This is a genomic window from Mesorhizobium sp. M4B.F.Ca.ET.017.02.2.1 (assembly GCF_003998955.1).
GTDB lineage: Bacteria > Pseudomonadota > Alphaproteobacteria > Rhizobiales > Rhizobiaceae > Mesorhizobium > Mesorhizobium abyssinicae.
The window spans coordinates 1-11,519 of sequence record NZ_RZOF01000201.1 but is presented as its reverse complement, the minus strand read 5'-3'; the positions used below and the strand labels follow the sequence as shown (position 1 = coordinate 11,519).

Below are 11,519 nucleotides of genomic sequence, written 5' to 3'. Positions count from 1 at the left end.
GTTCCATCGTCACCTCCGTCACCTTCGCCTTGCCCCGCCCGGAGAGCTTCCGCTTTCTCAAAGTGTCGCGGATCAAGCCCAAGGGCATTTCGGTGCTCAGCATCGCCGCGTTGCTGGAACGGGCGGACGACGGCACGATCACTTCCGCGCGCATTGGGCTTGGCTGCATGGCCGACCGGCCGATGCGCGCCCGGGCGGCCGAGAAGGCGCTGCTCGGCTGCCGGCTGACGCGCGGGGAGATCGCGCCGGCGCTGGCCGTGGCAAACGAGGGCATAGCGCCGATCACCGATCCGGTCGCCAGCGCCTGGTATCGCGCCGAAGTGCTGCCGGTCCATCTCGGCCGGCTGCTGCTCGCATGATGCCTGTCGCCCAAAAGCGCGTAGCGATTTTGGGATTGCGACAGGCAGGAAGTCTTACACGTCGGGGGCGCGCGTCTGTCCGGATATCCGGGCAGGCGCGCTGGGAGGAAACACATGGCGAAGGTCCCGGTCCAGTTCACGCTCAACGGCTCGGAAAAAGCCGAGTTCATCGACAGCGGCACGACGCTGCTCCACGCACTCCGCGACAAGATCGGCGACACCTCGCCGAAAGGCGGCTGCCACCAGGGCACCTGCGGCGCCTGCTCGGTCATCGTCGACGGTGAGCTGAGGCTCTCCTGCCTGACGCTGGCCGAGACCTGCAACGGCGCCGTCATCAGGACCACGGCAGGTCTCGCCGAGGGCGGCGTGCTGCATCCGCTGCAGCGCGCCTTCCTCGATGCCTTCGCCACCCAATGCGGCTTCTGCACGCCAGGCATGATCATGGCCGCCAAGGTGTTGCTCGACCGCACGCCCAGTCCCAGCCGCGAAGAGGTGGTCGAGGCGCTGTCCGGCAACATCTGCCGCTGCACCGGCTATGAGCCGATCATCCAGGCCGTGCTCACCGCCGCGCGCGCCAATTCGCAGAACGCGGCCTGAGGGGACCAAGAGAATGGAACTGCGCAAGAGCTATTTCGCCGATCAGCGCAAGGACGGCCTGCACGAGATCGGACAGCCGAGGCTGCGGCTCGATTCGCCCGGCCATGTCACCGGCAAGACCGCCTATTTCGCCGACCGCAATTTTCCGGGCATGCTGCATTTGAAGATGGTGCGCAGCCCGCACCATCACGCCCGCATCCGCGCGATCGACACCTCGGAAGCCGAGAAGCACCCGGGCGTGGTGAAGGTGCTGACGGCCAAGGACGTGCCGCACAATGTCTACACCATCCTGATCCTGATCCAGATCGGGCCGGAGGACGAAACCGTGCTCGCCGACGGCAAGGTGCGCTGGAAGGGCGAGGCGGTGGTGGCGGTGCTGGCCGAAACCGAGCGCGCGGCGCAGGAGGCAGCGGCCAAGGTCAAGGTCGACTACGAGGTGCTGCCCGCCGTCTTCGACATGGAGGAGGCGCTGAAGCCCGGCGCGCCGCTCGTCAACGAATACCACGGCCAGAACCACTACCTGTATGACAGCGGCGAGTGCCGCAAGGTCCGCTTCGGCGATGTCGAGGCGGGCTTTGCCGAGGCCGACCACATCCTCGAGCAGACCTACCAGTCTTCGCCGATCGAGCATGCGCCGACCGAGACGACCGGCTGTGTCGTAGCGCCCGAGGGCAACGACCGCTTCACCTGCTACACCAACACGCAGGCGATGTTCTTCACCCTCGACAACGCCTCGATCATACTGCAGATGCCGGGCTCGAAACTGCATTTCGTCGGCGGCACCGTCGGCGGCGGTTTCGGCGGCAAGGTCGACGTCATCGTCGAACCGATTGCCATCCTCGGCGCAAAATTAACCGGGCGACCGGTCTGTTTCATCTACAGCCGCGAGGAGGAGATGCAGATTTCGTCGCCCCGCGCGGCCGAAAAGGTGGTGATCAAGGACGGCGTCATGAAGGACGGCCGCATCGTCGCCCGCAAGGTGACCGGCTACACCGACGCCGGCGCCTATTCGCGCCATTCGCCCTATGGCGCGCAGAAGGGTGCGGCGCACTATCCAGGGCCCTACACGATCCCAAATGTCTGGATCGACACCTATTGCGTCTACACCAACCGCACCCCCTCCTCCGCCATGCGCGGCTTCGGCGTCACCATCGGCGACTTCGCGCTGGAGGTGCAGATGGACAAGCTGGCGCGGCTGATCGGCATGGACCCGCTCGAGTTCCGCTTCATCAACGCCTACCGCGACGGCGACATGAAGGCGCATCGCCAGCCGACCGAGGGCGCGGCGCTGATCGAGTGCATGCAGGAAGCCTCGCGCGCCGCCAACTGGCCTGTGGCGGAGAAATTCATGGCGATGTCGTCCTACAGGAAGGGAGGCTGAGATGGCGATACGGCGCGGACGCGGCGTCGCCGCGATCAACTATCCGACCGGCATGAACCTCGGCGGCGACCCCACCCAGGCGCTGGTCCATTCGACCCCGACCGGCAATTTCATGGTCACGCTCTCCAGCGTCGACCTCGGCCAGGGCATGAAGCAGATCATGGCGCAGATCTGCGCCGAGACCATCGGCGTGCCGACCGATCGCGTCATCATCGACACCGCCGACACCGACACCGGCCCGCACTGCATGGGCACCTTTGCCTCGCGCGGCACGCACCGCGCCGGCAACGCCGTCATTCAGGCGGCCAGGGAAGCCCGCCAGGTGATGCTGGAAGTGGCGGCGGAAGAGCTGGAAGTCAACGCCTCGGACCTCGAGACCGACGGCCAGGCCAACATATTGGTGAAGGGCGCGCCGCAGAAATCGATCTCGATCTTCGACGTCGCGCTGTCGGCGCATTTCAAGCGCGGCCGCTCGATCTCCGGCCGCGGCATGTTTTTGATCCCGCGCTCCTATCCGGAGAAGGAGACCGGCGCGATGAAGCCGTCGACCTGCTACGCGCATGCCTGTACGGTGGCCGAGGTCGACGTCGACGACGAAACCGGCGAGGTGACGGTGCTCAACGTCAAGAACGTCTTCGAGATCGGCCGCGCGCTGAACCCCAAGATGGTCGAGCAGCAGCTCGTCGGTGGTTCCTGGATGGGCATCAGCCACGCGCTCTACGAGACGACCGAGCCCTACTATCCGAACCGCGACCATGGCGGCACCGACTTCAACCAATATCTGATGCCGGGTCCCGGCGATCTCGCCGAGACCGAGATCATCGTGCTGGAACGGCCGTCAGCGGACGGTCCGTTCGGCGCCAAGGGGCCGGGCGAGATGTGCGCCAACCCGCAGATCCCGGCGGTCGCCAATGCCGTCTTCGACGCCGTTGGCGTGCGCATCGACACTTTACCGATCACGCCCGAGCGCATCCTGCGCGCGCTAAAGGCGCAAGCCGCGGGTTGAGCGGACAATGACCCGCGCCGACGCCGAACAGATCGCGGCTTCGCCGGAAGCGGTGGCGGCACGCCTTGCCGCCTCGCGCTATCTCGCCGACGACAGCCTTGCGACCGCAATCTTCCTGGCGATCCGGCTGGGAAAACCGCTGCTGCTCGAAGGCGCGCCGGGCGTCGGCAAGACCGAAGCCGCCAAGGCAGTGGCCGAACTGCTCGGCCGCGAGCTGGTGCGCCTGCAATGCTATGAAGGCATCGACGCCGCGCATGCGCTCTATGAATGGAACTACCAGCGCCAGCTGCTCGCCATCCGCCATGCCGGCGAGCACGAGATCGACATCTATGATGATCGCTTCCTGATCGCGCGGCCGCTGCTCCAGGTCCTGCGCGCGCCGGAACAGCGTGTGCTTCTGGTCGATGAGATCGATCGCTCCGACCACGAATTCGAAGCCCTGCTGCTTGAATTCCTCTCCGATTTCCAGATCAGCATCCCGGAACGCGGCACGATCCGCGCCGCAACGCAGCCGATTGTCATCCTGACCTCCAACCGCACCCGCGAGCTGGCCGAGGCGCTGCGCCGGCGCTGCGTCTACCACTGGATCGGCTACCCCGACGCCGCGCGCGAAGCCGAGATCATCATGCTGCGCGCGGGCGATGTCGCCGAGGCGACGGCGCGCGCGGTGGCCAATGCCGTGCAGCAGATCCGCGCCCGCCCGCTGGCCAAGCCGCCCGGCATTGCCGAGGCGGTGGAATGGGCGAATGCCGCCACCATTCTCGAAAAGGGCGGCAACCCGTGGCCGGAAGCCTTTCGCCGCGCTATCGGCTTGCTGATCAAGGACGAGGAGGATCTGTCCGCGATCGCGCCGGAACTTGGGAGGATCGTCGAGGAGTCACTGGCGTGAGCCGCGACCTCAACAATCCCTTCTCCCCGTTCACGGGGAGAAGGTGCCCCGAAGGGGCGGATGAGGGGCGGCGCCAACATGGGCAGACGATGGCGCCGCCCCTCACCTGCCTGCCGGCATCCTCTCCCCGTGAACGGGGCGAGGAAAGCTTGCCCCGCGCCGCCGCGCCCTTCCTTGGCTTTGCCCGCCTGTTGCGCCGCCACGCCTTCGCCGTCGCGCCGGAACAGGCCACCAGCTTCATGCAGGCGGTGACACTGCTTGGGCCGCGCTCGATGAACGACATCCGCGAGGCCGCACTTGCCACGCTCGCGCCTTCGCCCGACCGTCGCATCGAATTCGACGCGCATTTCCGCAGCCACTTCTATGGCGACGTCAAACCGTCGATCGAGGGCGAAGAGGATGAAACCCGCATCAAGGACGATCGTGGCACGCGCGAGGAAGAAAGCCAGGCCGCTCGCCATGAGAAGGGCGGCGATCTGTTCTCGGCGCGCGAGCAGTTGAGCAGCCGCGATTTCCAGCGCGACGCCGACGGTCTTGGCGCATTCCGCCGCGGGCTCGCCTCCGCCCTGCCCGCCCGCCGCTCCTTCCGCACCATCCGCACCCGCTCGCGCGGCACGCTCGACCTCAGGCGTTCACTCAGCGAAATCGTCAGCGCAGACGGCGACATTCCTTCGCCGCAGCTCCGCCGCCGGCAGACCGTGCCGCGCAAGCTGCTCCTGCTCATCGACGTCTCCGGCTCGATGAAGCTCCACACCTCCGATTACCTGAAGTTGGCGCACGCCGCCGTGCAGAGCGCCGACCGTGCCGAAGTCTTCACCTTCGGCACGAGGCTCACGCGCATCACCTCGGCGCTGCGTATCCGCGATCGCGACCAGGCGCTCGCCCGGGCAGCGGCTTTGGTCGACGACTGGGACGGCGGTACCCGCATGGGGCCGCCGCTGCTCGCCTTCCTTTCGGTGCCACGGTTTTCCGCCTTCGCCCGCGGCGCGGCAGTGGTCATCCTTTCGGATGCGCTGGAGCGCGGCGACCACGCCGATCTCGAGACCGCGATGCGTCGCCTGAGCGCCCGCGCCTTCCGATTGTCGCTGGCGACGCCGCTCGCCGGCGATCCGCGTTTCCGGCCGGCGACGGCGGCGCTGCGCGCCATCCTGCCGGTGCTCGACGATCTGGTCGACGGCTCGTCGCTGAAGAGCTTCACGGATTTCATCCTGTCGCTCGCCCGGCCCGCTCCGTCGGCCGAGGCCATCTGGAAAAGGGTATCGTGATGCAGAAGGCGATCGACTCGCATTTCCACATCTGGCGCCAGAAGGACCAGCCCTGGCTGGTGGGACCGATGGTGCCGCGCATCTTCGGCCCCTACGAGCCGATCCGCCGCGACTATCCAATCGAGGAATTCCTCGAAGACCAGAAGGGGTCTGGCGTCGAAAAGACCGTCTATGTCCAGACCAACTGGGCCAAGGAGGATTTCGAGAAGGAAGTCGCCTTCCTGCAGAAGACCGCCGACGAAACCGGCTGGCCGCACGCCATCGTCGGCTTTGCCGACATGACCGTCGACGATGTCCGGCCGCAGATCGACCGGCTGATGAAATACAAGCTGCTGCGCGGCGTGCGCATGCAGTTGCACTGGCACGAGACGCCGGCTTTCCGCTTCGCCGCCTCGGCAGACCAGGTCATCGATCCCACAGTGCGGAAGAATGTGGCGCGGCTGAAGGACTACGGCCTGTCCTTCGACCTCCAGCTTTTCCCGGCGCAGATGAAGGACGGCCTGACGCTGGTCGGCGAGAACCCTCAGACCAACTTCATCCTCACCCATGCCGGCATGCTGACCGGCATGGAACCGGAAACCACCGAGGCATGGAAGACCGGCCTGCGCACGCTCTCCGCCGCGCCCAATGTCTACGCCAAGCTGTCCGGCCTGGGCACCTTCGTCCACCGCAACGATCCGGCGCTGATCGCCTACATCGTCGACAACGCGATCGATATCCTCGGCTCGGACCATCTGATGTTCGGCTCGAATTTCCCGATCGAGAAGCTGTGGACCAGCCACGCCGAGCTGATCAAGGCGCACCGCGCGGCGGTGGCCAGGCACGGCGCGGCGGCAGAAGCGGATATCTTCTGGATCACTGCGGAAAGGGTTTATCGACCGGCATGAGAGCCTGCGCCCCTGTGGGAGACGGTGGATCGGCGCGCGGCCCCGAGACGGATGAGGGCGCGACCAAAGGCGGAGCGAAGTTTATCTCGGCGATCGGCCCAAAATCCGGATGTCAATTCCGCGGCGAATGGCCTGAAACCTCGGCGCCCGCCGCCGGCGGCAGCACCAGGAAGCGGAAGGCGGCCGCAAGGCCGATTCCGCCGACCACCAGGAAGGCGATGCGGAAATCGACGAGATCGAGTGCTGCCCCGCCCCTCGCGATCTGCGACAGATTGAGGACCGCCGCCGCGACCGCCACGCCGAACAGCATCGATATCTGCTGCAGCATGCTGGACAGCGTCGCCGCCGAACTGCGCTGCGCGCCCGAGATATCGGCGAAAGCCAGCGTGTTGAGCGCGGTGAACTGCATCGAACGCGACAGGCCGGCGACCAGCATCAGCGCCACCACCAGCGCCTGCGGCGTTTCAGGCGAGATCGCCGCGCAGGCCATCACCGCGAGCGAGGCGATCAGGCCGTTGACGACCAGCACGCGACGGAAGCCGAAACGCCTCAGCGTCGGCGTCGTCACCGCCTTCATGCCGAGATTGCCGAGGAAATAGGCCAGGACGAGCAAGCCGGCATCGACCGGCCGTAAGCCGAAGCCGACCTGGAACAGCAGCGGCAGCAGGAACGGGGTGGCATTGATCGACACTCGGAAAATCGTTCCGGCCGACAGCGTCGAGATGGCGAAGGTCAGGACCTTGAACGCCTTGAGGTCGAGCAGCGGATGCGGCGTGCGCGCGAGGTGCCGCACCGCCAGCCAGCCGATCAGCACGCCGGCGGCAATCAGCGCCACGGTCGGCAAGACGCCGTCCTCTGGATGCGCGATGCGCTCCAGCCCGTAGAGCATCGCGGCGAGCCCGAGCGAGGTGAGCACGAACCCCGGCCAGTCGAGCGGCCTGGTCTCGGCTTCGCGGTCGCCCGGAACGAAGCGGGCGACCAGCAGCAGGCCGGCCAGGCCGAGCGGGATGTTGATGAAGAAATTCCAGTGCCAGGAGAGATAGGTGGTGATGAAGCCGCCAAGCACCGGTCCGACCACCGGCGCGAACAGCGCCGGCCAGGTGATCAGCGCGGTGGCGGCGATCAGCTCCGACTTCGACGCATTGCGCAGCACCAGGATGCGGCCAACCGGCGTCATCAGCGCGCTGCCAAGACCCTGCACGACGCGGGCGGCGACAAATTGCGAAAGGTTATGTGAGAGGCCGCAGGCCATCGAGGCCAGGGTGAACAGGGCAATGGCGACCAGGAAGACGTTGCGCGCGCCGAAACGGTCGGCAAGCCAGCCGGACAGCGGCACGAACACGGCCATGGCCAGCATGTAAACGGTGATGCCGATGCTCATCGCCACCGCCTGCACGCCGAAGGACTGGCCCATTTGCGGCAGCGACGTCGAGATGATCGTCGAATCCAAGAGCTGCATGAAGAAGGCGACGGCGACGATCAGCGCCACGCGCCGTGCCTGGCGCGCCGGCATGGCTGTCGACGGCTGGGACAACATCGGATTGTCGGGGATGCTGCTCATGACGGACCTGGTTTGAACAGCATTGGACCAGCCTAGTCCAGTGGTTATCCAACAAACTTTTGTGGTGCCTCGCCGCCTGTTATGGGAAAGTGGGCCTAAGAGGGGAAATGGGATGAAGCCCATCTATATCGACTATCTCAACGCTCTCGATATCGAAGCGCTGGCGATGACCGATGCCGAGATCATCGGCGCGGTCGAGGCCGGCCTTGTCGCTCAAGGCAAGGGCCAGACGGTGATCGAACCGCGCGTCCATCTCGCGCCGGACCCGTCATTCCACGGCCATTTCAATGTCTTGCGCGGCTACGTGGCGCCGCTCGACGCCGCCGGCGTCAAGATCGTCGGCGACTACGTCGACAACTATCTGCACGGCCTGCCTTCGGAATTCGGCATCCTCAATTTGTTCGATCCACGCACCGGCACGCCGCGCGCCATCCTCGATGCCACCGTCATCACCGACATGCGCACCGGCGCCGTCACCGCCATCGGCGCCAAGCACCTGGCGAAGAAGACATCCAAGGTGCTCGGCCATATCGGCGCGCGCGGCACCGCCTACTGGAACGTCCGCCTGCTCGACCATCTCTTCGACTTCGACGAGATCCGCGTCCATTCGCGCCGGCCGGAAAGCCGCGATGCTTTCGCGGCGAAACTGTCGGCCGACCTCGGCAAGAAAGTCACCGCGGTCGCCGACTGGAAAAGCTGCGTCGACGGAGCCGACATCGTCGTCGAGGCCTCGCGGCTCAACGAACCGCAGCCGCTGCTCAAGACCGAATGGATTAAGCCGGGCGCGCTGGTGGTGCCCTATGGCACGATGAGCGCGGTGGAGCTGTCCTTGACCGACATCATGGGGAAGATCGTCGTCGACGATTGGGGCCAGTGCAAGAGCGGCAAGTTCGGCTCGCTGCGCGCCCATGTCGAGACCGGGCGGCTGAGCGAGGCGACGTTGCATGCCGAACTCGGCCAGATCGCCGCCGGCCTGAAGCCTGGCCGCCAGGGCGACGACGAGACCATCCTGTTCTGGCATCGCGGCCTGTCGCTCTCAGACATCGCGCTCGGCAAGGCGATGCTGGCCAAGGCCGGCACGCAAGGCGTCGGCCAGAGGCTGCGTTTCGCATGACCCCGCTCGTCCTCACCGGCGCCGGCGTCAGCATCGAGGATGTCGCCGCTGCCGCGCGCAGTGCGGCCAAGGTGGAGGTCACGCCCTCCGTCATGGAACACCTGGCCAAGGCGCGCAAAGTCCTTGATGAAGCTGCCGCCGCCGGCCAGCAGATCTACGGCCTGAACACCGGGCTCGGCGCCAATCTCGGCACCGCAGTCGAGGGCGACGCCAGCGCCTTCCAGCGCCAGCTTCTCGATGGGCGCGGCGCCGCCGTGGGTGACGCGTTGCCCATCCAGCTCGTGCGGGCAGCGATGTTTGCCCGCATCGCCATGCTTTCAGCCGGCGGCTCGGGCCTGTCGCCGCATGTGTTCAGCGCGCTGGTGGAAATGCTGAACGCAGGCGTGCATCCGGTGATGCCGGCGCTCGGCTCGATCGGCGCCGGCGACCTGGTGATGATGACGGCGATCGCCCACACGCTGATCGGCGAAGGCGACGCCGACTACCAAAGCCGGCGCATGCCTTCGGCCAAGGCGCTTATGATGGCGCGCCTCCCTCCTGTCAGCCTGGCGCCGAAGGACGGTTTGTCGCTGGTCAATGCTTCGGCGGTCTCCACCGGCGCCGGCGCACTGGCACTTGTCGACGCGCTGTCGGCGATGGAACAGCAGCCGCAGGCCGGCGCGCTGACCATGGAAGCGCTCGCGGCCAACCGCACCATTCTCGATCCGCGCCTGCATGTCGCGCGGCCCGCGGCCTGCCAATTGCTGGCGGCAAGGACGCTGCGCGACCTGCTCGCGCGTGATCATGAAACGACGCCGACGAGCTTGCAGGATCCGCTGTCGATCCGCTGCATGCCCTCGATCCACGGGGCGCTGATCCAGGCGATCGATCATGCCAGGCTGGCGGTCGAGATCGAGCTCAACGCCGCCGCCGACAATCCGCTGGTGCTGGTCGAAGACGCGTTGGTGCTGTCGACCGGCAACTTTCACACCGCGTCACTCGCGCTCGCCTTCGAGACGCTTGGCCTGGCAATCGCGCAATGCGCGGGGGCTTGCGCCGCTCGCTTCATCCAGCTCACCGGCTCGGGCCGCAACGGCCTGCCCAAATACCTGTCGCCGCTCGGCGGCGCCTCCGCCGGCTTCGTGCCTCTGCAGAAGACCGTTACGGCGATCCTGGCCGCGATCCGCCATAAGGCCAACCCCGTGATGCTCGATTACCTGCCGGTCTCGGAAGGCGTGGAGGATCACGCAACGCAAACGCTTCTGGCGGTTTCGAAATGCGCCGACATGATCGTACTGTGGCGACGCCTGATCGCCATGGAACTGATGGCGGCGGCCCAGGCCGTTGACCTGCGTGAAGGGATCACGCTGGCGCCGGCAACCGCTGTCATCCACGCTTCTGTCCGCACGCATGTCCCGGCGCTCAAAGAGGACAGGCCGCTCGGAGCCAATGCCAACGTGCTCTACGCCGCGCTCGCCGACGGCTCTTGGCGGGCCTGAAAAACAAAGAGTTAGCCGCGTTTCTTGAATCGGCGTCAGCGCGACACGCTTCAGATGACCCCCCGACGGCGTCGATTAGCCCGCCGCGATCAGCACAGTACTGTCCGGCGACCAGCTGAGCACCACCGGCTGACCTTCAGCCAACCTTTCGGCGCCGGTGTTCTGCACGATCACCTTCAGCGTCTGGCCGTCGCGGTCGACAAAATAGGTGCTGTTGTTGCCGGCGAAGATACGCTTGGACACCTGTCCCTTGAGCGTATTGGCATTGTCCGCATCGGGCTTCGCCGCGCCGGTCGAGATCTGGATCCGCTCCGGCCGCACCGCGCAGCTCGCCCTGGCGCCGGCTGCCAGCGAAGGCCCAGAGGCAGCGGCGATCGTCGTGCCGTCGAGCAGCCTGATCCCATTGCCGGTCGCGTCGCCGCGAAAGATGTTGGCGTCGCCGAGGAAGGTCGCGGCGAACTCGCTTTGCGGCCGGTCGTAGATCTCCTCCGGCGGCCCCTCCTGCACCAGCCTGCCATCGCGCAGGATGCCGATGCGGTCGCTCATCGTCAGCGCCTCTTCCTGGTCGTGCGTGACGAAGATGGTGGTGATGCCGATCTCGCGCTGGATGCGCTTCAACTCGATCTGCATGTCGACGCGCAGCGCCTTGTCGAGCGCGCCGAGCGGCTCGTCGAGCAACAGCACGCGCGGCTTGGTGACGATGGCGCGCGCCAACGCCACGCGCTGGCGCTGGCCGCCGGAGAGCTGGTGCGGCCGGCGGCCGCCGAGCTTGCCGAGCTGCACGAGGTCGAGCGCGCGCTGCACTTCGGTGGCGATCGACGCCTTCGGCTCGCCGCGCACCGACAGGCCGAAGGCGACGTTGTCGGCGACGCTCATATTGGGAAACAGCGCATAATTCTGGAACACCATACCGATCCGCCGCTTCTCGACCGGCACGCGCTCGACGCTTTCGCCGCCGATGGCGATGCGGCCGGTGTCGGGA

The 11,519-nt window shown here is 66.5% G+C and carries 10 protein-coding genes and 1 pseudogene; 9 read left to right on the top strand and 2 right to left on the bottom strand.

The annotated features are described in order from the left end of the window. The 7 genes and pseudogenes from EN738_RS21815 to EN738_RS21785 form a co-directional block, all read left to right on the top strand. A pseudogene (locus tag EN738_RS21815) lies at positions 1-359 on the top strand (xanthine dehydrogenase family protein subunit M); the annotation flags it as partial. A gap of 114 nt (positions 360-473) precedes the next feature. After that, the gene (locus EN738_RS21810; RefSeq protein WP_127285523.1) at positions 474-956 is read left to right on the top strand and encodes a (2Fe-2S)-binding protein; all 483 of its coding nucleotides are present in this window, start codon (positions 474-476) and stop codon (positions 954-956) included. 13 nt (positions 957-969) lie between these two features. Beyond that, on the top strand, positions 970-2,337 hold the full coding sequence (locus EN738_RS36790; RefSeq protein WP_127285522.1) for a xanthine dehydrogenase family protein molybdopterin-binding subunit: 1,368 nt from the start codon (positions 970-972) through the stop codon (positions 2,335-2,337). Between the two features lies 1 nt (position 2,338). Continuing rightward, the gene (locus EN738_RS36785) at positions 2,339-3,343 is read left to right on the top strand and encodes a molybdopterin cofactor-binding domain-containing protein (protein WP_127285521.1); all 1,005 of its coding nucleotides are present in this window, start codon (positions 2,339-2,341) and stop codon (positions 3,341-3,343) included. Between the two features lie 7 nt (positions 3,344-3,350). Continuing rightward, positions 3,351-4,232: a MoxR family ATPase gene (locus EN738_RS21795; RefSeq protein WP_127285520.1), complete on the top strand. Its 882-nt coding sequence runs from the start codon at positions 3,351-3,353 to the stop codon at positions 4,230-4,232. A gap of 89 nt (positions 4,233-4,321) precedes the next feature. Next, the gene (locus tag EN738_RS21790; RefSeq protein WP_127285519.1) at positions 4,322-5,497 is read left to right on the top strand and encodes a VWA domain-containing protein; all 1,176 of its coding nucleotides are present in this window, start codon (positions 4,322-4,324) and stop codon (positions 5,495-5,497) included. After that, positions 5,497-6,384 carry an amidohydrolase gene (locus EN738_RS21785; RefSeq protein ID WP_189605922.1) on the top strand — a complete coding sequence of 296 codons (888 nt, stop codon included), beginning with the start codon at positions 5,497-5,499 and terminating at the stop codon, positions 6,382-6,384. The genes EN738_RS21790 and EN738_RS21785 overlap by 1 nt, the downstream gene beginning before the upstream one ends. A 112-nt stretch (positions 6,385-6,496) precedes the next feature. Here EN738_RS21785 and EN738_RS21780 read toward each other — a convergent pair whose 3' ends face one another. Further along, positions 6,497-7,945, bottom strand: a complete 1,449-nt coding sequence (locus EN738_RS21780) for a DHA2 family efflux MFS transporter permease subunit (RefSeq protein ID WP_127285517.1) — start codon at positions 7,943-7,945, stop codon at positions 6,497-6,499. 112 nt (positions 7,946-8,057) lie between these two features. Between EN738_RS21780 and EN738_RS21775 the strand changes: the two genes are divergently transcribed. Both EN738_RS21775 and hutH read left to right on the top strand, forming a co-directional pair. Further along, positions 8,058-9,059 carry an ornithine cyclodeaminase family protein gene (locus tag EN738_RS21775; protein WP_127285516.1) on the top strand — a complete coding sequence of 334 codons (1,002 nt, stop codon included), beginning with the start codon at positions 8,058-8,060 and terminating at the stop codon, positions 9,057-9,059. After that, positions 9,056-10,537 (top strand): histidine ammonia-lyase, encoded by a 1,482-nt coding sequence (gene hutH, locus EN738_RS21770; protein WP_127285515.1) that lies wholly within the window; start codon positions 9,056-9,058, stop codon positions 10,535-10,537. The genes EN738_RS21775 and hutH overlap by 4 nt, the downstream gene beginning before the upstream one ends. Before the next feature lie 75 nt (positions 10,538-10,612). Here hutH and EN738_RS21765 read toward each other — a convergent pair. Continuing rightward, positions 10,613-11,519 (bottom strand): ABC transporter ATP-binding protein (locus tag EN738_RS21765; protein WP_145966896.1); only part of this gene is annotated, 907 nt, incomplete at its 5' end.